Origin of the sequence: Nostoc sp. KVJ3 (assembly GCF_026127265.1) — a bacterium.
Taxonomy (GTDB): domain Bacteria; phylum Cyanobacteriota; class Cyanobacteriia; order Cyanobacteriales; family Nostocaceae; genus Nostoc.
The window spans coordinates 1,050,991-1,073,864 of the sequence record NZ_WWFG01000002.1 but is presented as its reverse complement, the minus strand read 5'-3'; the positions used below and the strand labels follow the sequence as shown (position 1 = coordinate 1,073,864).

14 protein-coding genes, 1 pseudogene and 1 CRISPR repeat array (1 of these 16 running past the window's edge) are annotated in these 22,874 nt (G+C 40.6%); of the genes and pseudogenes, 10 read left to right on the top strand and 5 right to left on the bottom strand.

What is annotated here, in order from left to right:
• A CRISPR array of direct repeats spans nucleotides 1-500; the repeat unit is 37 nt; unit sequence GTTTCAATCCCTAATAGGGATTTTAGTTAATTGCAAT; it reaches 3,146 nt to the left of the window's first position.
• Nucleotides 501-870: 370 nt separating this feature from the next.
• Complete coding sequence (locus tag GTQ43_RS20655) at nucleotides 871-1,194, bottom strand: hypothetical protein (protein ID WP_265274625.1); 324 nt, start codon at nucleotides 1,192-1,194, stop codon at nucleotides 871-873.
• Nucleotides 1,195-1,343: 149 nt separating this feature from the next.
• Complete coding sequence (locus tag GTQ43_RS20650; protein ID WP_265274624.1) at nucleotides 1,344-1,523, bottom strand: chlorophyll a/b-binding protein; 180 nt, start codon at nucleotides 1,521-1,523, stop codon at nucleotides 1,344-1,346.
• 463 nt (nucleotides 1,524-1,986) lie between these two features.
• Here GTQ43_RS20650 and GTQ43_RS20645 point away from each other — a divergent pair, with 463 nt between their 5' ends.
• The 5 genes from GTQ43_RS20645 (at nucleotide 1,987) to GTQ43_RS20625 (ending at nucleotide 10,077) form a co-directional block, all read left to right on the top strand.
• Nucleotides 1,987-2,796 carry an MIP/aquaporin family protein gene (locus tag GTQ43_RS20645; protein WP_265274623.1) on the top strand — a complete coding sequence of 270 codons (810 nt, stop codon included), beginning with the start codon at nucleotides 1,987-1,989 and terminating at the stop codon, nucleotides 2,794-2,796.
• 154 nt (nucleotides 2,797-2,950) lie between these two features.
• Nucleotides 2,951-3,724, top strand: a complete 774-nt coding sequence (locus GTQ43_RS20640; RefSeq protein WP_265274622.1) for a glucose 1-dehydrogenase — start codon at nucleotides 2,951-2,953, stop codon at nucleotides 3,722-3,724.
• Between the two features lie 240 nt (nucleotides 3,725-3,964).
• On the top strand, nucleotides 3,965-5,947 hold the full coding sequence (locus GTQ43_RS20635) for an amylo-alpha-1,6-glucosidase (protein ID WP_265274621.1): 1,983 nt from the start codon (nucleotides 3,965-3,967) through the stop codon (nucleotides 5,945-5,947).
• Nucleotides 5,948-6,152: 205 nt separating this feature from the next.
• Nucleotides 6,153-8,819: an MGH1-like glycoside hydrolase domain-containing protein gene (locus GTQ43_RS20630; RefSeq protein WP_265274620.1), complete on the top strand. Its 2,667-nt coding sequence runs from the start codon at nucleotides 6,153-6,155 to the stop codon at nucleotides 8,817-8,819.
• An 880-nt stretch (nucleotides 8,820-9,699) separates the two neighbouring features.
• A complete protein-coding gene (locus tag GTQ43_RS20625; RefSeq protein WP_265274619.1) occupies nucleotides 9,700-10,077 on the top strand; it encodes a hypothetical protein in 378 nt (125 codons plus the stop codon).
• Between the two features lie 427 nt (nucleotides 10,078-10,504).
• Here GTQ43_RS20625 and GTQ43_RS20620 read toward each other — a convergent pair whose 3' ends face one another.
• The gene (locus tag GTQ43_RS20620) at nucleotides 10,505-11,689 is read right to left on the bottom strand and encodes a low temperature requirement protein A (RefSeq protein WP_265274618.1); all 1,185 of its coding nucleotides are present in this window, start codon (nucleotides 11,687-11,689) and stop codon (nucleotides 10,505-10,507) included.
• A gap of 575 nt (nucleotides 11,690-12,264) precedes the next feature.
• On the opposite strand from GTQ43_RS20620, the gene GTQ43_RS20615 reads away from it, so the two are divergent.
• Nucleotides 12,265-15,795 (top strand): NB-ARC domain-containing protein, encoded by a 3,531-nt coding sequence (locus GTQ43_RS20615; RefSeq protein ID WP_265274617.1) that lies wholly within the window; start codon nucleotides 12,265-12,267, stop codon nucleotides 15,793-15,795.
• A gap of 533 nt (nucleotides 15,796-16,328) precedes the next feature.
• Here the strand turns inward: GTQ43_RS20615 and GTQ43_RS20610 are convergent.
• Nucleotides 16,329-16,508: a hypothetical protein gene (locus tag GTQ43_RS20610; protein WP_265274616.1), complete on the bottom strand. Its 180-nt coding sequence runs from the start codon at nucleotides 16,506-16,508 to the stop codon at nucleotides 16,329-16,331.
• 107 nt (nucleotides 16,509-16,615) lie between these two features.
• Nucleotides 16,616-17,467, bottom strand: coding sequence for a hypothetical protein (locus GTQ43_RS20605; protein ID WP_265274615.1), 852 nt, complete (start codon nucleotides 17,465-17,467; stop codon nucleotides 16,616-16,618).
• Between the two features lie 1,695 nt (nucleotides 17,468-19,162).
• On the opposite strand from GTQ43_RS20605, the gene GTQ43_RS20600 reads away from it, so the two are divergent.
• The 4 genes and pseudogenes from GTQ43_RS20600 to glgX all read left to right on the top strand — a co-directional run bounded on the left by GTQ43_RS20600 (nucleotide 19,163) and on the right by glgX (nucleotide 22,854).
• Nucleotides 19,163-19,555, top strand: coding sequence for a carboxymuconolactone decarboxylase family protein (locus GTQ43_RS20600; protein WP_265274614.1), 393 nt, complete (start codon nucleotides 19,163-19,165; stop codon nucleotides 19,553-19,555).
• 67 nt (nucleotides 19,556-19,622) lie between these two features.
• Nucleotides 19,623-20,249 (top strand): DJ-1/PfpI family protein, encoded by a 627-nt coding sequence (locus GTQ43_RS20595; protein ID WP_265274613.1) that lies wholly within the window; start codon nucleotides 19,623-19,625, stop codon nucleotides 20,247-20,249.
• A 73-nt stretch (nucleotides 20,250-20,322) separates the two neighbouring features.
• Nucleotides 20,323-20,529: pseudogene (locus GTQ43_RS20590) on the top strand (DUF1830 domain-containing protein); the annotation flags it as partial.
• A gap of 207 nt (nucleotides 20,530-20,736) precedes the next feature.
• Nucleotides 20,737-22,854 carry a glycogen debranching protein GlgX gene (gene glgX / locus GTQ43_RS20585; RefSeq protein WP_265274612.1) on the top strand — a complete coding sequence of 706 codons (2,118 nt, stop codon included), beginning with the start codon at nucleotides 20,737-20,739 and terminating at the stop codon, nucleotides 22,852-22,854.
• Nucleotides 22,855-22,874 lie beyond the last annotated feature (20 nt).

Sequence of the window (22,874 nt, the reverse complement as noted above, 5' to 3'; positions counted from 1 at the left end):
GACCGTCAATCCAGTATTAATGAATGGAAGTTTCAATCCCTAATAGGGATTTTAGTTAATTGCAATTACAGTTTTTAAAAAGTTTGGATTTGGCGATCGACTGTTTCAATCCCTAATAGGGATTTTAGTTAATTGCAATTTTATCGGCTTGTTCCGATGTAATCTCATTTTTAGTTTCAATCCCTAATAGGGATTTTAGTTAATTGCAATCAACTGCAAGCATCGCTGATTGTTGTTGTTGCTTGTTTCAATCCCTAATAGGGATTTTAGTTAATTGCAATGGTTTTTAATAGCTTTAATAGATTAGATAAATCTTCGTTTCAATCCCTAATAGGGATTTTAGTTAATTGCAATTTCACAACTAACTACTTTACAACGCGATTACTGGAGTTTCAATCCCTAATAGGGATTTTAGTTAATTGCAATAGATCAATCATCATCCAGTGCGATCGCTCTCGGTGCTGTTTCAATCCCTAATAGGGATTTTAGTTAATTGCAATCGCTGGCTGCTGAAAGCTTTGTGTTATTTGGTTTTCAAGGTTCGGTTGCGCGGATGGAGAAATCATAACATGAGGGGTAGTAATTTGGCTAGAGGCAAATGGCTGAAAATCAGTCTCCATAAGGTGCGCGGATGGTTTAAAAATGCGATCGCTCTCAAGTTACTGTAGATAAGGCAATTCAGCCATTTTTCTAGTGACCTCTTCCCCAACACCCACCCATCCGCGCATTCAGTAAAAAACTAATCTGATTGGAAAGCCACTTACATAGATATCCTACTCGATTAGATTACCTGAATTAAGGGCAACATCTTCAAAAAAGGGAATGGGAATCCCATATTTAAACCCAATTCCCAATGCCCAATGCCCAATTTTATTTACCAACATCTTCAAAATCTGTTATTGCACAAGCAAACTCCCTAAAAGCTGTTTTAATCAAAACCTCCTTGGTTCCCCTTTCCAGGGAAGAATTGCGAATCAGGTCTGTTAATTCTATAAACAGCAGAGAAAACATAAAACGATCTTGGCGGTCAACTTGTTTCAAGCAAGAAGATATAAACTGATAAAGCTCTGTTTTTCTAGGTTTTGTTTGTTCTTCCCATATCTGTAACCCAAGCCGAAAGGTTCTCAAACGGATTTCATTACTATTGAAGGACGCGTCTTTGTAGCGGACAGATACGCGTTGGGGTATTTCCATGAGGTTTAGCTATACATATTCAATGTAAAGTAGTTATTCACTTATATTTTGGCTCAACCGGAAAAATCTGATATTTTGCGTAAAAGTCTGCTGTGTTGAGATCCCCGACTTCTTGAAGAAGTCGGGGATCTAACCTTTTCACGAATAATTTAGAGGATGCCCCAGAAATGGAGTAAGCCTTGACCAGAAAAAGCTTCAATCAAAATCGCAGCTAAAAAACCAATCATTGCAAGACGACCGTTCCAATTTTCACTCTGGGGAGTGAAGCCAAAACGCACGGCGTTAGGATCTTCTGAAACAATAGGCGCAGGATTCTTAAAACCTGACATGAGTAAAACTCCAAAGTTTAAGGGTTGTAACAGTTGTAACTGTCTGTAAAGTAATGTAACAGATGTTGAACAAAATGCAAGTTGGAATAGAAATATGGCTTGCTTGAGGGACTTCTTTCAAGTTCCCCTTCTCCCAAATTTGGGAGAAGGGACTGGGGATGAGGGTTTTTCCTTTTCATAGGGAAAGAACTACAGTTTTCAAGATGGATGCGGTTTAACTTAAGTTCATTCATAACGTGTAGATTGTGGCTGGTAAAGATGGGCCAGAAGCGAAATAATATGAAAAATACAATTTCTCTTATTTAACGTCACATACTACAATGAGGAGGCAAAGAAAGTGCGTAACTTCGACAAGGCTTAGTGACTATCGTAGATATCGCACAGCATCTGATAGAAAGCATTTTGATTCTGACTCACATTATTCAAATTTGATTGTTATAGATGTAAAAACTATTGTCTTTGCATGAATACTTTCACCAATTGGAAAACCCTAAACTGGCCTGAATATGGTGCAGAATTGCTGGGAACTGCTTTCAATATATTAGTTGGATTCAGTATAATCACCTTCAATTTTGGCAAAGGCTTGCCGATGGAGCATCTTATCCCTGCTGTGAGTCCTCGTTTATTAATTAATGGTCTAATTTTCGCTGGCAGTGGTGCAATTTATAGTATTTCACCTTTGGGAAAGCTGAGTGGTTCGCACCTCAATCCCTGCTTGTCATTGGCCTTTTGGGTGCAAGGCAAAATGCATAAACGCGACTTAATTGGATATATTATTAGTCAATTTATTGGCGCAACTATTGGCACATCTTTAGCCTTAGCTTTGTGGAAAAATTATCTTGTTAGTGTCAATTACTGTATTACTTCACCTGGGATAGGTTATCCTTTATGGTATGTATTTCTAGCTGAGGTTTTTATGACCTTTTTGCTAGTATTATCTATCTTTATTTTCTTAAGTCATCATCATCTATTGCGCTGGACACCTTTAATGGTGTGGCTTTTAGTAGCAACTATGGTATGGTTAGGAGCGCCAATTTCTGGCACTAGTATAAATACAGCACGCAGTATTGGCCCTGCTTTATTAGCATGGTCTTGGAAATACCAGTGGATTTATTGTATTGCGTCCCCATTAGGAGCATTAATTGCTGTCAAAGTTTTTCAACTTTTAGCTATGGGTGAACGCGAAGTTTTGACAGGCAAACTTTTTCATGTTCCCAACTATCGTTGTATTTTTAAAAATGTGAAAGTACCACATATTCAAAAACATCAATAGATTGGCTATTTTAGCATCTACCTCGACTGATAAATTTTCTTGATTACTTTTTTAATCCAATAGATAGATGACGTGTCAGAAAACAATGTGCATTTAATTGAGAGTCATTTATCAAATTCAAAAAATATCAAAATACTCTAGAAGGATAAAATCAATGAAGAAACTAGAAGGTAAAATAGCTTTAGTCACTGGTAGCAGTGGAGGAATAGGTCAAGCGATCGCTGTCCGTCTTGCTGAGGAAGGTGCAGATGTTGTGATAGACTACCGTTCTCATCCCGAAGGCGCTCAAGAAACTTTGTCGAAAGTGGAAGCTGTGGGATGCAAAGGCTTAACTGTTAAAGCTGATTTAAGTATAATCAGCGACATTCGCCATTTAATAGACCAAGGTATTCAACACTTTGGAAAGCTAGATATTCTCGTAAATAATGCTGGAATCGACGGTCGAAATGCCGACTTCTGGAACCTCACCGAAGCCGACTATGATGCCGTCATGAATCTCAACCTCAAAGGTACATTTTTCGCAACTCAAGCGATCGCCCAGCACCTCATCGAAACCAAGCGAACTGGTAAAATCATCAATATTAGCTCTACCCATGAGGAAATAGCATTCCCCCACTTCACTCACTATTGTGCCAGCAAGGGGGGTGTAAAAATGATGATGCGTAACCTTGCAGTTGAGCTTGGCCCTCTGGGAATTACAATTAACAATGTTGCCCCAGGAGCGATCGAGACACCAATCAATACTAAACTATTAAATGACCCAGAAAAATTGGGAGCGCTATTGAAAAATATTCCCTTGGGTCGTTTAGGCAAAACGACAGATATCGCCCCCATCGTTGCCTTTTTAGCTTCATCAGATGCCGACTACATCACAGGCGCAACTTTCTATGTAGATGGAGGATTAAGCCGAAATTATCACGAACAGTAGATAGATTGTGTTGGCTCTACCATTCAAGAGTTTTTGTTAATCAATTTTGGATTTTAGATTGACCCCAGCAATCAAGTCAGGGGCTTGTCATTTAATTTTGGATTTTAGATTTATTCTCGCGTTTAAATTCGGGGGCTTTTCTACGAAATGTACACGAACAAACCTATTGAAATTTTGAATCTTAAATCCAAAATTTAAAATCTAAAATTTGGCGATGGAGTACAGAGCGCATTATCACTTATGAGTATCAACTTTGGACGTGAAATTTGCGGTGTTCTCGATTTGGCAGCAGGGCGAGAATGGTTAGTAACTAATGGCATCGGTGGTTATGCATCGGGCACAGTAGCAGGTATCCTGACACGCCGCTATCACGGTTTACTTGTGGCTGCACTGAAGCCGCCACTAATGAGAACTCTGTTATTAGCTAAGTTAGATGAAACCGCTCTGTATGATGGGCGCAATTATTCTCTTGGAGCCAACCGTTGGCATGGTGGAGCCATTAATCCCGATGGTTATCGACACATTGAATCCTTCGAGTTAGAGGGAACAATACCAAGGTGGCGATTTGCTTGTGCAGATGCTTCGTTGGAAAAACGTGTATGGATGCAAGCCGACAGCAATACCACATATCTTCAATATCACCTGCATCGAGCTACCCAACCACTGGTATTAAAGCTCAAAGCATTGGTGAATTATCGCGATTATCACGGTAACACACATACACAAGACTGGCAGATGTCTATTGATGCTGTTGAGCAAGGCATCCGTGTTACCGCTTTTGAGGGAGCAGTGCCGCTATATTTATTAAGCGATCGCACTCACATTTCACCCGCCCACCAATGGTACTATGAATTTGACTTAGCCAGAGAACGCGATCGCGGACTCGACGATCGCGAAGACCATTTGCATGCAGCCACTTTTGAAGCCACCCTCCAACCTGGTGAATCACTCACCTTTGTTGCCAGCACTGAAATATATCCAGATTTAAATGGCAAGGCTGCGTTAGACTTACGTCACTCCTATGACCAAAAGCTGCTCGGAATCTGGAAAGATAACCATGTCAATCCTAAAACAACCCCAGAGTGGATACATCAGTTAGTCTTAGCTACCGACCAGTTTATCGTTAGTCGTCCACTACCCGATCAACCCGACGGTAAAACAATCATTGCTGGTTATCATTGGTTTAGTGACTGGGGGCGCGATACAATGATTAGCTTACCAGGTTTGACAATTTCAGTTGGTCGTCCAGAGTTAGCACGCCCGATTTTGCGTACTTTTGCCAGGTACGTAAATCAAGGGATGTTACCTAACCGCTTTCCAGATGCGGGTGAAGCCCCAGAATATAATACAGTAGATGCAACCCTCTGGTATTTTGAAGCAATCCGTGCTTATTATGCCGCAACTAAAGATGAGGAACTGCTAAGTGAACTCTTTCCTGTGCTAGCAGACATTATTAATTGGCATCGTCAAGGAACGCGCTACAACATCCACCTCGACCCCAATGATGGGCTACTTTATGCGGGTGAAACAGGTGTGCAACTCACCTGGATGGATGCCAAAGTTGGTGATTGGGTAGTTACGCCCCGCATTGGCAAACCCATAGAAGTCAATGCCTTATGGTGCAATGCTCTAGCAACTATGGCAAATTTCGCCCGACAGTTAGGTAAGCCGCACCAAGAATACGAGCAAATGCAAAAGCATGCAAATTCAGGATTTCAGCGCTTTTGGAACGAGGCAGTTGGTTACTGCTACGATGTTCTAGACGGGCCAGAAGGGCACGATCAATCGTTGCGGCCAAACCAGATATTCGCTGTATCCTTACCAGAAAGCCCCTTGACTCCAGTTCAACAACGTGCTGTAGTAGAATCTTGCGCGCGATCGCTTCTCACATCTGGCGGTCTACGCAGCCTCGATCCCAAGCATCCCCAATATCAAGGTAACTACGGTGGAGATCAGCTTCAGCGAGATAGTGCTTATCATCAAGGAACAGTTTGGGGCTGGCTGATTGGGCCATTTGTTTTAGCCCATTTGCGTGTTTTCAATCATCCAGCCCAAGCTCGGAGTTTCCTTAAACCAATGGCTAATCATCTATGCGCTCACGGAGTTGGTAGCCTCAGTGAAATTTTTGATGGCAATGAACCATTCACCCCACGCGGTTGTATTGCTCAAGCCTGGACAGTAGCAGAAGTGCTTCGCGCCTGGGTAGCAACAGAAAATATATAGAGAGTTCTGAATTTGAAGTTTTGGATTAATCAAAAATCAGTATATTTAACTACTTCAAGTTAAGCATTTTTTTCTTCTCTCTGTTTCCTCTGTGCCTCTGCGGTTCGATAAAGAATTTTCCCTCTAACTGAACCGTATTAATTTCAAACAACCTTGTGCTAAAGATTCTTAATCCAAAATCCAAAATCCAAAATCCAAAATCGCCATGACTCAAGAAGAACTAAGATTAGCAGCAGACCGCGATCGCACAGCTTACTGGAAACGATGGGGTTCCTACCTGAGTGAACGCCAGTGGGGAACAGTGCGCGAAGATTATAGCCCTGATGGTACTGCCTGGGAATTCTTTCCCCACGACCATGCTCGCTCTCGCGCTTATCGCTGGGGAGAAGATGGGATTGCCGGAATTTCCGACAATCATCAACGACTATGTTTTGCGATCGCTCTCTGGAATGGTGAGGATGCTATTCTCAAAGAAAGGCTTTTTGGTCTGACCGGAAATCAGGGAAATCACGGGGAAGATGTTAAAGAATACTACTTCTACTTAGATAATACCCCGACTCATTCCTACATGAAATATCTTTATAAATATCCCCAAGCAGCTTTCCCATACAACCAACTGGTAGAAGAAAATCGCCGCAGAGATCGCCAAAGTCCAGAGTTTGAATTAATTAACACAGGTATATTTGACCAAGACCGCTATTTTGATGTATTCGTTGAATACGCCAAGGCTTCAGCCGACGATATTTTAATTGAAATTAGTGTAATTAACCGAGGCCCAGAGGCAAAAACCCTGCATTTGCTACCAACACTCTGGTTTCGCAACACTTGGTCTTGGACTGATAGTCAAGAAGAAAAGCCGTGGTTGAAAATTAGCCAATCTAACTCTCAACTCAGCACCATCGAAGCTTATCACCCCTCCTTAGAAACCCGTTGGTTGTACTGTAATGAAACTCCAGAATTACTATTTACCGAAAACGAGACTAATAATCAAAGATTGTTTGGAGTTAATAATACTTCCCCATACGTTAAAGATGGAATTAACAATTATCTGGTAAATGGGCAAAAAACAGATGTCAATCCCAATCGCATTGGCACTAAATTTGCTGCTCGTTATGAATTAAACATTGGTGCAGGTGAAACCAAAAAAATCCGATTGCGATTAAGTGACGCGCAAGATTTAACTGCACCATTCGGGACTGAATTTGATACAGTTTGGCAACAGCGCCAGCGCGAAGCAGATGAATTTTATCAACGGATTTGCCCGTTGCCAATGTCAGAAGATAAGCGAAATGTGCAGCGACAGGCATTTGCTGGGATGTTATGGAGCAAACAATTTTACTATTATGTAATTGAAGAATGGCTAAAAGGCGATCCGGCGGGCCCTGTGCCACCAACATCCCGACTTAGTGGTAGAAACCATGAATGGTTTCATGTATTTAACGACGATATAATTTCCATGCCCGACAAATGGGAATATCCTTGGTTTGCGGCTTGGGATTTAGCTTTTCATGTAATTCCCCTCTCCATGATTGACCCCGAATTTGCCAAGCTGCAACTGAGTCGCTTGACACGGGAGTGGTATATGCATCCCAACGGTCAGCTACCCGCTTATGAATGGGCTTTTGGTGATGTCAATCCGCCTGTACACGCTTGGGCTGCATGGCAAGTTTATCAGATTGAGCAAAAAATCTATGGTCATGCAGATAAAAAATTTCTGGAAAGTGTTTTTCAGAAATTATTACTAAACTTTACTTGGTGGGTTAACCGGAAAGATTTAGAAGGCAGAAATATCTTTCAGGGTGGCTTTTTGGGCATGGATAATATTGGTGTTTTCGACCGTAGCGTTCAACTACCAACGGGGGGATATTTACAACAAGCAGATGGCACAAGTTGGATGGCGATGTATTGTTTAAATATGCTGACCATCGCCTTAGAGTTAGCAAAAGATAATTCTACCTACGAAGACATTGCCAGCAAGTTTTTTGAGCATTTTTTATATATAGCTGATGCTATGAACGGCGTAGGTGATGCCGAAATAGCATTATGGGATGAAGACGATGGTTTTTACTACGATGCCCTACATTCACCAGATGGCCATCAATTCCCGATGAAAGTGCGATCGCTCGTGGGGTTAATCCCATTATGTGCCGTCAGCATTTTAGAATCAGAAACCTTAGATCGACTTCCAGGCTTTCACCAACGCACGCAATGGTTTTTGCAAAATCGCCACGATTTGACTAGAAATATCGCTTGTATGCACACACAAGGTATGGGTGAAAGGCGACTTTTAGCGATCGTTTATCCAGATAAACTCCGTCGCATCCTAGAAAAGATGTTAGATGCAACCGAATTTTTTAGTCCTTATGGTATTCGCTCTGTTTCTAAAGTTCATGCATCCCATCCTTACGTTTTAAAAGTCGATGGACAAGAACATCGAGTCGATTACGAACCTGCTGAGTCTACCACCGGAATGTTTGGCGGTAATTCTAACTGGCGCGGGCCAATTTGGTTTCCGATTAATTATCTCCTCCTAGAATCGCTGCAAAAGTTCTATAGCTACTTCGGCGACGATTTCAAAGTTGAATGTCCCACTGGTTCAGGCCAAATGATGACCCTCAAGGAAGTATCAATTGCATTAGGTGAAAGGCTGATCGAAATTTTTCTAGCTGATGCTTCTGGTCAGCGACCTTTTTATGGTGGAACAGAAAAATTCCAAACAGATCCAAATTGGCGCAATCTGATTCTGTTTAATGAATACTTTCACGGAGATAACGGCGCTGGTATTGGTGCTAGTCATCAAACTGGATGGACAGGTTTAATCGCGAAATTAATTCAAGAATGTTCAGAACAGGCGTTATCAGACGATATCTGAAAAGTTTTTTGTATACACCAAGCCTAAAACAAAATTAGGTATTGTCTGTAGGGTGTGTTAGAACGGAGTTCGTAACGCACCATGACCTATGATTAGGTGCGTTAGGCGATCGCTAACACAACGCCAGTACTCTACGAGAAGCCACCCTCCGGTCATCTACGCTCAAGTCAAGCCAATGCCGAGGGTTCCCCCCGTTGTGGCAAATAGCGCGGGAAACCTGCCCACACGACTGGCTCCCCTAGGTATATTTTTTCCAAATCAAACCGGATTGCTTATTAAGTTTACTCTTAACTTATCTTTCTTAGCTTGTCAAAATATTCTAAATATTTAAATATCTATAAATATGTAATTAATTTAGGAGTGTTGAGAACTATAAGATATGCTCAACAGACCACTGTAGATACAAGTATTAGAGGATGTTTGAAAAGTCCTTTTCTTAGTAGCAAAATGTTTTAGATCTCCCTAAATCCCCCTTAAAAAGGGGGACTTTGATTCCAGTTCCCCCCTTTTTTAGGGGAGCCAGCGCGGTCTTGGGGTCTCCCCAAGTGGAGCGACTGGCGTGGGTTAGGGGGGATCAACAAGTGCCTAAAATCACAGCTAAATACTTTTCAAACATCCTCTTATAACGTGAGTGAATTAATGACTATCATCAACGATTTGATTGTTTTGGATATGGGAGGTTCGTTTAAGGAGTTTTATCTTTAGTAAATGGAGTAATATTGCTAGCTATTTATAGAAGGCTTTAATTATTAGCTTGTATTAGCTTCAGTTTTGATATAGCAGTTCTCGCTTTAGTGAGGTACTCAAGTTACCAACCCCTACCCGCAAGCGAGGATGGAACTGTGATGTACCTCATGTAATTAGGAAGTGCTGTAAACCAATGCTTGATAATAAGTCCAAATTTTTCAACAACAATATTAGTGTAGTGTATGAACTTGTGTTCCAAAAAGATAGTGAGGAAATTGTAGTTATCAAGGGATCTATACCAAAAGCTTTAAAGCTTCAATTTAAAGTTATTTGTGTACAAAAAGACCTGGAAATGAGTGAAGTATTGGATAATTTAATTAGAGAATGGATACAAGGAGATGCGCCTGTTACCAAATTATCTCTAGATTGCTTAAACGAAGATACTGAAGATGTTAAAGCGTATGTCCCAAAATCTTTAAAGCATGAATTTAAATTGATTTGCACTCAGAAACGAGTCACTATCCGTTCTATTTTATATCTACTCATTAAGCAATGGGTTGATATGGAATAATCATCTTAATTATCCCACAATATGAGGAAAAAAATCGTTGGTAAATTGGAATCGCTAATTATTTCCTCTCTTTTTACACAACATGAATATGTCACACTGATTGCGGGTTGGAAAAAGTTACTGAAGCCGCGATTAACGACCATTAGACATCTCCAGAAATTAAATATGCTTTATGCACAACCCTTGTAGAGACGCGATATATCGCGTCTCTACAATCTTTTTCAGCAGATGTCTATTATATAGTCCCCTCTCAATACTGCGTAGGTTTTGGAATTTCTTGGTTGAGGCAAGCAGGGGGAGAAATGGTGGCTGGCGTTGAGTTTCGCCTCCCCTGCTTATCCGAGCAGTATTGAGTCCCCTCCGTTCAAGCGTTCGTGTAGCCTCTTGTAGAGAGGGGATTTATAGTGAAATTCCTAGCTGAATTACCTTAAATTTCTGGATCTACCAAGCGGGTAGTAGGACGACTCTGATACAAGTCCTGAATGACTTGGAAAACAGAAACTACAGCTACAAGGGTAATGACTACAACAGGTAACAAACCTTTGCCTAAGATAGCGATCGCTAGCAGCACAACTGCACCCCAAAGTCGATACTGGGAACGGATTTGACAATAGCGGATCACTCCATATCTATGAAGAATACTGATTGCCAAAGAGCATAATCCTACTGAACCACAAATCAGCCATCGTTGTGAATCTGATAGTACTTCTGTTGGCTGGCTCAACAAGATTGTTTCTACACCAACTCCAGCAGCAGCAATCCCAATCATTAACGGTAAATGGGTGTAAAGCCAGATATTGACGACACCAATTCTTCCATGTGTGCGCGCTATCTCAATAGGCGCACCACCCAGGTTATCAAAATATACCCACCACCAACTAAAAGCGATAAGTAGACCAAACACGGCAGCAATCACGGTTAAAGTTTCCCATTTCTGCTGAGAAACACCATTTACCACGGCCGTAATTGCTTCGCCTAAGACAATAATGGTAAACAGTCCGAAACGTTCTGGTAAGTGGGAGGCGTGGGGAAGTAACCCAATCTGGAATTTAGATCCTGTTAATGGTGTAACAAAGTCAATAATAATTCCTAATGTCCAGAGTGCGAACCGCCAAGGAATGGGTACAAATGCCGAAACCAACCAACAAAAGGCTGCGATCGCAAAACCAATAGCGTAGCGACTCGTCAAAGGACGGGCTGAAGGAATATGTATTCCAGCCCGGACGTATTCTATAACCAGCACAGCCCTACCAAGAGCATAGGAAAGGGCAAAACCAGGCGAACTCTCACCTAAACCGTGATGGATGTTGATCGCCATTGCTGCTGCTGTCAGCATTTGCAAACCAATCAATAACCGGTGTCCAATATCATCGCTATCAAAGCGGTTGGCATAGAGTGTGGTACCAATCCATGAGAACCAAATGGGTATAAATAAAACTACAAAGTTAAAGCAGCCAGATAGCGATATATCTTCTTTGAGGTTGTGAGCCATTTGAGAAATAGCAACCACAAATACCAAATCGTAAAAAAGTTCTAGCCAAGTGGCGCGCCGCTCTTCTTCGATGTCTTGACCAACGCGTAACCTTGGCGGTTGGAGAAAATTAGTCGTCATATCCGTAATTATTGCTAAGTAATGTGGATTAAATATAAAGGAGGCTAGAGGCTGGATACGATGTCGAGCTACGGAAAGATGATTTTTCTGTCAAAATTTAATCAATATTTCCGGTTTAGTGTTAATTTCTGGACAATTGCTCATCCTTATCCTTACTATCATCTCTGATGTTTATTCTTTAGCAACTAAATTATTTGGCGCATATAATTTGCTACTTGATAAACCTAGTTTACCTGCATGAACTAACACAAAGTTAAGGTTTTAAAATTAGCACAGAGTGTCTTTACATCCGAGAAACCGCTATGTATATGGTCTGTATCGTTACGACTTGCGATCGCTAGGTTAATTATGAAATAAGACTTATTTAACATCCTCTAAAGTTTAAGTCCTTAAGGCTCTAAGGACTTTTTGTGATATATTTATACTTGCGTGTGTTTGCTGCTCTTATATTAAATATCCTTAGCTAGAGGAGAAAATAAGTAACAAATTTATAATTCCAAAATAGTTTTCTCCAAGATGAATAAATCACAAAGCCAAGCCAGTTATGTTTTATATCTACAAAGGTAATAGGTTTTATGAAACTTTCAAAGCAGAAGCGCAAACGTGGTCTTATTCTCACTCCAGAAGGATTACAAAAACTTCAGTCTGCTAGACTTACTGCCGAATTAAACGAAAACTATGGCAACAGATATACCTTTGAAGATTTAAGTGAACGCATTGGCATCAACACAGCAACAATTTCTAAGGTGCTGTCTCGTGAAGACGGAGTTGATAAACGAACAATTGAACTTTTCTTCCAAGCTTTTAATATCCAGTTGGATAAAGATTGTTACACCAATTCTGACCAATCTCAGCGCCAAGATTGGGGAGAAGCAACTAATGTATCAGTTTTTTATGGGCGTGCAGAAGAAACGTCCACATTAGAACAATTGCTCCTTGAAGATCGGTGTAAGTTAGTGGCAGTTTTGGGAATGGGAGGAATTGGTAAATCGGCTCTGGTTATAAAGCTGACAGAGCGCATTAAAGATAATTTTGAGTATATCATATGGCGATCGCTGCGAGAAGCCCCGCCCATCAAAAATATTTTAGCTAGCCTGATCCAGTTCTTATCCGACGAGCAAGAAACAGAAGTTTCTTTACCAGAAAGCGTCGGCGAAAGAATATCCAGACTCATTGATTATCTACGGCAGCATAGATGTCTATTGATACTAGATAATATCGAGTCAATTCTACAAAGTGGTAGTCGAGCCGGACTTTACCGAGAAGGATATCAGGGATACGGGGATCTGCTCAAACGAGTCGGGGAAGTAACTCATCAAAGCTGCTTGCTGCTCACAGGTCGGGAAAAACCTCAAGAAGTGGCATCCTTAGAAGGAGAAACACTATGTGTCCGTTCCTTTCTTCTTGGTGGTTTACAGGCAAGCGAAGGCCAGGAAATTTTGAAAGTCAAAGGGGTCTCAGCTTCCGAGTCAGAATCCAGCAAATTGGTAGAGCGTTATGCAGGTAACGCCTTAGCATTAAAGGTCGTTGCTACTACTATTCAAGATGTATTTTGTGGTGACATATCTGAGTTTTTACAACAAGAGACAACTGTTTTTGGTGATATTCATGAGCTTTTAGAGCAGCAGTTCTTACGCTTGTCAAAATTAGAAAAGGATGCAATGTACTGGCTAGCCATCAATCGCGAGCCAGTTTCACTATCAGAAATCCGCGATGATATTGTATCACCAATCCCACCACAAAAAGTATTAGAGTCTTTAGAGTCTCTGGTAAGGCGATCGCTAATCGAAAAAAGTGAAGCACTATTCACACTCCAACCTGTAGTGATGGAGTATGTAACTCAGAAGTTGATAGATCGAGTTTGTCAAGAAATTGCCACTGAGAATATAGATTTATTTAGGTGTCATGCTTTAATGAAGGCAATGGCAAAAGACTACGTCAGGGATATTCAAATTCGCCTGATTGTCCAACCAGTTATAGATGGATTACTTGGTATTTTTAGAAGCAAAAAAAACCTAGAAAATCAGCTAGCCAAAATCTTGGTAAATCTCCGAGAAACATCACCTCTAGAACAAAGTTATACAGCGGGAAACATCCTGAATCTACTTTGTCATCTGGGAACTGACCTCAGCAGCTATGATTTTTCTTCTCAGACTCTTTGGCAAGTAGACCTGCGGTGTATGAAATTGCGCGATGTAAATTTCCAAAACGCTGATTTTGATCGGTCTGTCTTTGCTGAAACCTTTGGCGGTGTTTTCTCAGTAGCTTTTAGCCCTGATGGAAAACTTTTGGCTTTAGGTGATACCAATAGTGAGATTCGCTTATACCAAGTCTCAGATTGGAAACAAATTTTTACTTGTAAGGGACATACCAACTGGGTTGTATCACTTGCTTTTAGTCCAGATGGTAGAACTCTTGCCAGCGGAAGTGCTGACTCTACTGTAAAACTGTGGAATACCAGTACAGGTCAATGCATCCAAACCTTTCGGGAACATAATAATACTGAGGTTTGGTCGGTTGCCTTTAGTCCCGATGGAAACACCCTAATAAGTGGCAGTAATGACCATCTGGTAAGGCTATGGAATGTTAGCACCGGTAAATGCCTGAGAATTTTTCAAGGGCATACAAGTTGGGTAATCAGTGTGATTTTCCATCCGAATGGTCAGATGTTACTGAGCGGCAGTGATGACGATACCATTAGATTGTGGGATGTCAGCACTGGTAAATGCCTGAAAATTTTCCAGGGTCATCTTGATGGCATCCGGTCAATCAGTATCAGTTCTGATGGTCAGACAATAGCGAGTAGCAGTGATGACCAAACAGTGAAGTTGTGGTGCTTGAACACTGGTGAATGTATCGCAACTCTTGAGGGGCATGATAGTGCGATCTGGTCAGTTGCCTTTAGTCCTCAAGGTAATCTTATCGCTACAGGCAGTCACGATCAAACAGTGAAGGTATGGAGTGTTAGTACAGGTGAATGTCTCAAAACTCTTCAGGGTCATTCTGGTTGGGTATTATCCGTCGCTTTTAACCAGCAAGGGGATCTTCTTGCCAGTGGCGGTGATGACCAAACAGTGAAGATATGGAATCTCACTAATGGTCAATGTCTCAAAACCCTTAGCGGATATACCAGTCAGGTCTGGTCAGTTGCTTATAATTCCGATGGTCAGATATTAGCAAGTGGTAGCCATGATTGCATGGTGAGGTTGTGGAATGTTAATACAGGTGAATGTCTCAAAACTCTCCAGAGCCATCAGGCCGCAGTTCGAGCGGTTGCCTTTAGTCCAAATGGACAAATAGTGGCAAGTGGTAGCGACGATCGAACAGTGAAGCTGTGGAATGTCAATACAGGTCAAGTCTTGCAAACTTTTCAAGGACATCATGCTCTAGTCTGGTCAGTTGCTTTTAGTCCAGATGGTCAAATACTAGCAAGTGGTAGTGGCGATCAAACAGTGAGGTTGTGGAATGTCAATACGGGTCAAGCTTTGCAAACTTTCCAGGGACATCGTGCTGTAGTTCAATCAGTCGCTTTCAGTCCTCAAGGAAGAATCTTAGCAAGTGGCGCTTGGGATCAGACAGTCAAGCTGTGGGATATTAGTACTGGTGAGTGCAAAGAAACATTAGAGGGTCATAAAAATTGGGTTTGGTCAATTGCTTTTAGTCCAGATGGTCAACTATTAGCTAGTGCCGGTTACGATGGAAAAATCCGGTTGTGGAATATTAGGACTGGTAGCTGTCTTAAAACTTTCGAGGTTTGTGCAAATGGTATCGTTAAAGCAGTTATCTTTAGTCCCGACGGTCAGACTCTAGCCAGTAGTAGTCCCGATTACACAGTAAAATTATGGGATGTGAATACAGGCGAATGCAAAAAAACACTGCGTGGACATTCAGCTTGGATCTGGTCAGTTACCTTTAGCCCAGATAATCAAACTTTAGCTAGCAGTGGCGCTGATGAAACAATTCGACTTTGGGATTTGACGACAAGTGAGTGCTTAAAAACCTTAAAAGCTGAAAAATTCTATCAGGGAATGAACATCAGGGGGATTACAGGCTTAACGACAGCAATGATTGCGACGCTGAAAGCATTAGGTGCTTGTGAAAAATAACTTCTTCGCGTCTCTACAAAGATTTCAGGTGACGCATATTTGCAGCTATTTTCAGGTAAATAGACCATAGACCACATTTGTCGTAGGGGCAATTCATGAATTGCCCCTACGACAAGTGTGGTTCAAATACTTTAATTCTGCTGTAATTTCTGGAGATGTCTATTATGTAAGTAAGTCAGCGTGAAAATTTCAATGTATGTCATTGCGAATGTAAGGCAATACTGCGTAGGTTTTGGTGCATAGTCATTAGAGATCCCCCTTAGTCCCCCTTAAAAAGGGGGAAAAATAAGCCATTCTGAGCAAGCCTTTTAAGGGGGGTTGGGGGGATCGATTCAAAACCTACGCAGTATTGGAATGTAAGGAAGTGGAATATTCGCGGAGCGTCTCCAAGAATTGCAATCGCAAAGGTCTTGTGATTTTTACATTCTGTTACATGGTTAGGTTTATTTATACCGACTTATTTAGTTTTCTTGTGTTGCCTTGTTCCCAGCCTGGAGGCTGGGAACAAGTCAGGTCAAAAGTTGAGGGAAAAATTAAAAATCAGCACTGTCGAGATCGCTTGGCAATCCTTGTGGAAATTCCTTGTTCATAATGTTCTCTAACTCAAAGTCGGAATCGTTTAAGACATCTAAGCTGTTCTCAAAGAGGCTGCTAGGAAAATAGTCAGAGCTTAAAGATTGTTCGTCGATAGCGATAGTTGCGATGGTATTCATTGTTATGTCCTTGTAGTTGTTCTGAATTGGATAGTTGAGGCTGTATCGGATGAGTTAGTCTTGGTTGTTGGGTTACTGCATGAACAGTTAATAACCAAGTCTCACCTTTAGTTGTTTATAGGTTCTAGTAGTTTGAACGGTTTCAAGACATTTTGAATTTCCTCATCTGATATGTAGTTTTTTACCGGTGGGCTAAAGCGCAACAATGCGGCTTGGTAACAGGCTTTTGCCACACGGGTCTGCTCATTCGGAGTAAGTTCTGCAATCATCTCAACTGCCTCCTCTACATGCTCTACGTCAGTACCAATAGCACTGTGTACGCGTAGGCAGCGAGTGGCATTTTTACCTGATGGTAGCAAGACCTCTATCCTCTGAATGTATTCTAATCCTCTGCATATTGCTAGGCGTTCGGCTGTATAGGAATAACCTACACAATCAATGGGATCTGAGTTTTGCACAGTTCGGGTGAAGTGATCCACTAAAGCCTTTGCAGCTGGAGGAACAAGTGCTTCCACAACTGCTTGAGCTTCATATCCCATCGACTGAATATCAAGGAGAGCGAGTTGATCGTGACCTGCTTCCTCTTTAGCTTTTTTTAAAGCCCACTGTGCCAAACTTTGGCGATCTGCTGAAGCAAAATGTTGAGCAGCTTCTTCCATTAACTGGGGGGTGGAGTGGCACAGATGGTAAAGACCTGCAAGCCGCCATACCCATCGGATGGGAGTCAAGGCTGGTGGTCTGCGATCGCTCTTGACTGTGTACCAAGCAGATGCGATCGCTCGATCTAAAAGCTTTTGAGTTTGAGCTACCCTATCTGCATGACTTATATTTGAATCGGTGCGATCGCCACTCCCCGCAGAATCGGCTTGCTCCACCCTATTGCGGTTGGCAGTTTTCACCACTACTTCATCAAGCACAATACCCGTTGATTTAGTATTAATTAAAAACTTGTTACGCATGGTTTTTTCCTCGGTTGTGGTTATGACAAACAGAATGAGAAAAAGTCATTTATGGCAATAATAAAAGTTGTTAAAAAACAACCTAAAAATCACTAAGACTGAGGATATTTTCTTGACAAGATATGTTTGCCTTAGAATCAAAATTAACCTTACATCGCAAATAAAGAAGCTAAAGCAATACAGCATACAGACATATCAGAGGTTGGCTAGGGAATTATGCAAGTTCAAAATTAATTTATATTTACTAATTTTGCTACATAATTCACCAACAGTAAATTAAAGCTTCAGGTTCTAAGTAGGTAGGCGCAAAGAAATTAAAGTTCGTAGTCGGGACTTTAGTCCTAATAATCCTTGTTTTGAGAGATGAATCGCTCACTACGAACTAGGATCTTAATTTTATGTTTAATTATGCCTACCTACTTAAAGCTATTAGAAAATTACTTTGGTTTTTTTCTTCAAGCCTTTAGGTCAAAAGTCAGAAAAACCATCAAGAAAGACTTTAGTCTAAAAGTCGAAAAGGACTTTTTCAAAATCTTTAGTCAACAAGGAATTTTGCGGTTGCTACAAACCGTTACTGGCAAGTAAAAGATATTAATCTCAATAAACTTTTGCCAATATCTAAAGGTTGCACATCGCTTTTCAGGTTTTGCCAATAAGGTATATTTCCAATATTTACAAAACCTCTAAACAATTTCAGGCATTGTTAAGCTTCATCAAGTTTACTAACCCTCCTTAATTGTTGTATTATCTAATGATATTCTTCGTAGTTGTAGTAGCGAACTGAATGAAGTCTGTTGATACTGAGTTTTGCAGCACTATGAATTTTTGTAAAATGAAGATCGATAACTTAAGGACAAACTTAACAACTTAACTGTATAAGAAAAGCGCTGAAGCACTTAGTTTATCGGTGCATTCTTCAGGTTAAACTACTACATCCGATATTTTTATGACTTATGGGGCGTTGCTGAATTCAGGTATGAAAATGATTCTGCATGATTTCAAAACCCTTGTAGAGACGCGAAATTGCTTTGGGATTCTCTTCAAGACACTGTGCGAACACAAATCAAAGCGGATTCCTATATAGTGGTTTTCATTTATGTGAGGTACAGCTGTAGGGGCAATTCATGAATTGCCCCTACACCTTACGAGATGATGTTGTACCACATTTGAATGGGAACCGCTATATAAGCCAATTATAATCAAATGCGGTTCTGTTAAGGTTAGCAGTCTTTGTAAGAGTCATTTTTTAACGTAGACGCGAACGCGAACAGCGTCTCGTAGAGAAGCGAGTTCCCCGACTTGTAGCAACTGGCGCAACATACAGAGAGAAGAAAGAGAAGGAAGAGAAGGAAAAATTTTCTTCCACGGTATCGACTTCAAGAAGATATTTTTTGTAAAACTTATACCGTAATAGTATAAAAGCTTAAATTTAGTCTTAACTCAAAGATTTTACCTGGTTCATACTTGGCAAAATTGTTAAAAATAAATAAAGAAACGAGCTTGATAAAGCTATCAAAATACATTGCAAAAAATAATTACTGCAATGGTTGCCCAATCATTTTGATGGAAAAGCAAAGCAAGTCATTCATCAAATATTTTAGTCGATTACACAAGCAAAGCACTTAGTAACTTTTTTCTTCCAAAACAATTTGGGCATTATAAAAGTTAATTCTATGTAAGAATTGGAGAAAATCTATGATTCAGCAAGATTATGCTACACTGGAGCAAAATTCCCAGACAACAGTATATAAAAATGCTGTTTTAGATGATGTAAAACTTCAAGATGCTTTAAAAAGTATCAATCCGAAATTTGGGGATTTTTGTACTCGCGTAGCGGGTGAAGCATGGGGTCTTCCATTAATTGACCAAAAAACCAAGGCTTTAATCACAATTGCTATTGATGTTGTCAATCAAGATCAAGTTGGCACTGGTAGTCCTTTTGCTGCACATATAAATATGGCTATGCAACAAGGTGCTACCCGTGCAGAAATAGAGGAGCTTTTGTTGTTCATGTGCGTTTACGCAGGATTTAATAAAGCTGCGGGGTGCTTTGGTACTCTGAATGATATTTTCAATTCAAATGAATAGCCGACTGATAGACTGCAAAATTGAAGATGAATAAAAGCCTGTTGTAAATAGGCATAGGAGAAAAAACATGGTAACTAATGCTAAAAATCAGGGTAAAATAGCTGTACTAATCGAAGAACACTTTGACGAAATTGAATTTCGAGCATTTAATAGCTTTTTCCCAAAAAATGGATACGAAATAGAGTATATTTCTCATCTTTGGAACCAAGATAAACTGACATTTAAGGGAATTGATCTAATACAAGAAGTGACTGTCACAGTAGAAGTAAATGATGTTGAACCTACCGATTATCAAGGTATCATCCTCATTGGTGCTTATGCAATGGATCGTCTTCGCTATGAAGAGTATCCTAAACAAGGTCAACCAAATCAATCTCCTGCTGTCAGATTTCTCCGAAAAGCTGTTAAGGCTATGGATGCTGGAAAATTAAATATTGGAACTATTTGTCATAGCCTTTGGCTGTTTTGCGCCGATCCTGAACTCCTAAAGAATCGGGAAGTGACTTGTGCTCATAACATCCTTTGTGATGTACAAAATGCTGGAGGGATCGTTATCTTTGATGGTGATGGAACTAAAAATTTACACATTGATGGCAATCTCATCACAGCAAAACATCCTAATGTAGTCGCCGAGTTTATGGAGGTTTTCTTAAAGGCGATTAATGAGCAGAAATTGCAGATAGCAACCAGATAAGAAAGTAGGATCATAAATTGAGTCTGTCATGTGGGAAAGAAAAACGCTGCTACTTTCTGAGTAATCTGGTTGGATTGTTTGTAACTATCTTAACTCTACTAGCCAGATTCAGGTACTTCGGATCGCAAATATTCCTAATTGGTACTTTGAGCGAGTTATTTTCCCAAGACAACGCTTTCGGTTTGAAGCACCTCCCGATGCCGATCTAGAAATTCACACAAGCATTATAGCTAGTGCAATTCTCTCAGATAAAATTCAGTGCAACCGTTTACGCATTAACTAGAAACCAATTTCAGTATTAAAACAATACAAATAAACTGGGTTTTTCTCTGCTATCCAACCCAAGTTTATTTTGCCAATATTTCAACAAAATTGGTTGAGCTAATTGTGGAATTGATGTTTCCAAAAATATGCTTGTTCCTGATCAAGCCTTGCGGAATTGTTCAGCAAATTATCAATTAACGCTCTAGGTGAGAAGAAAGGCAAAATGATTGCAATACCACTTCAATATCAAGCAGAAGCTACAACAAAGTACCAAGTAGAATTGGGGCGCACATATCCTTTGGGTGCAAAGCCTGATAAACATGGAGTCAACTTTTCAATCTTTTCTGAACATGCAACATCTGTAGAATTGTTGTTGTTTGAAACACCGAATGACTCAGAACCTATAGAAATCATTCAGTTAGATCCAAAGCTGAATAAAACCTTTTTCTTGTGGCATATCTATATCAGAGGTTTAAAACCCGGTGCTGCTTATGCTTATCGCATTGATGGCCCTCAAGATTTACATGGAAAAGGACACCGCTTTAACAAAAACAAAATATTGATCGATCCTTACTCTAAGGGAAACAGTACCACGCTGTGGAAACGCACTGATGCTTTAGGGTCGAAAGATAACTTGGCTACTTCAATGCGTAGTGTAGTCATAGATATATCAGATTATGACTGGGAAGGCGATCGCCCCATTAACCGACCCATGAATGAAACCATCATTTATGAGTTACACGTCCGGGGATTTACTAAATCACCTTCTTCTGGCTGCAAACATCCCGGTACTTTTTCTGGAGTCATCGAAAAAATTCCTTACCTGCAAGAATTAGGGATCACATCTGTTGAATTGTTACCAGTATTTGACTTTGATGAAACGGAAGTTCTTCGAGAAGTCAACGGTAAGCAACTGAAAGATTATTGGGGATACAACCCACACAGTTTTTTTGCCCCAGAAACTTCATATTGTACTTCTCCCGATGAGAAAAATCCAATTACAGAGTTTCGGGATATGGTGAAAGCCTTACATCAGGCAGGAATTGAGGTGATCCTAGATGTAGTCTTTAACCACACTAGCGAAGGAAACCATGAAGGCCCAACCATTAACTTTAAAGGGTTTTTTAATAGTATATTTTATCACCTTGTGCCATTTGATAAACAGTACTACATGGATTACTCAGGGTGTGGGAACACAATTAACTGCAACCATCCCTTAGTGCAAAAGTTAATTGTTGATTGTCTAGAGTTTTGGGTGCAAGAGATGCACGTTGATGGCTTCCGATTTGATGAAGCATCTATCTTATCCCGTGACCAAAACGGCAGTCCGATGGTTCATCCGCCTGTAGTTTGGCAAATTGAAACATCAGAAGTTCTAGCAGATACAAAAATTATTGCTGAAGCGTGGGATGCGGCTGGATTATATCAGATTGGCTACTTTCCGGGATATCGTTGGGCAGAATGGAACGGACGTTTCCGAGACGATGTTCGGCGTTTTGTCAAGGGAGATTCAGGACTAGCAGGGGCAGTAGCTTGGCGGATTTCAGGAAGTGCCGACCTCTATCAAGCAAGCGGACACTTGCCAATTAACAGCGTTAACTTTATCACTTGCCACGATGGGTTTACTCTCAATGATTTAGTTTCTTACAACCACAAGCACAATGAAGCCAATGGCGAGGGCAGTCGAGATGGAATAAATAACAATTTGAGTTGGAATTGTGGTGTTGAAGGAGAAACTGACAATCCCGAAATTGATGCACTACGGCAACGACAAATTAAGAATTTTACAGCTATTCTTTTCTTGTCGCAGGGTGTACCGATGATTACATCTGGGGATGAAGTTAGACGTACTCAACATGGCAATAATAATGCTTACTGCCAAGATAATGAAATCAGTTGGTTTGACTGGAATCTTGTTGAGAAGAATACTGATATATACAGATTCTTCAAAATGTTAATTAATTTCCGTAAATGCTATTGTCATGAAGCATTACACCGCCGTCACTTCTTCAATGGCGAAGTTAATGAACGAGGTTTGGCAGACATATCTTGGCATAGTTTACATTTATTTAAACCAGATTGGAACGATTCTCATGGCAGAATTCTTGCTTTTACATTAGCAGGATTTCAAGGAGCATCAGATATCCACGTCATGATGAATATGTACTGGGATAATCTCAAATTTGAAATTCCTCATCTTTCATCTAGGAAATGGTACAAAGTCGTGGACACTGCCCAGCCTTCACCTATGGATATTGTGGAATCGGGGCAAGAAACTTTAATTCCAGAGGATTTCTGCTTCGTTCAAGGTCGTAGCATTGTTGTTCTCATTTCCAAATAGTTTTACTAATTTGTAATTCG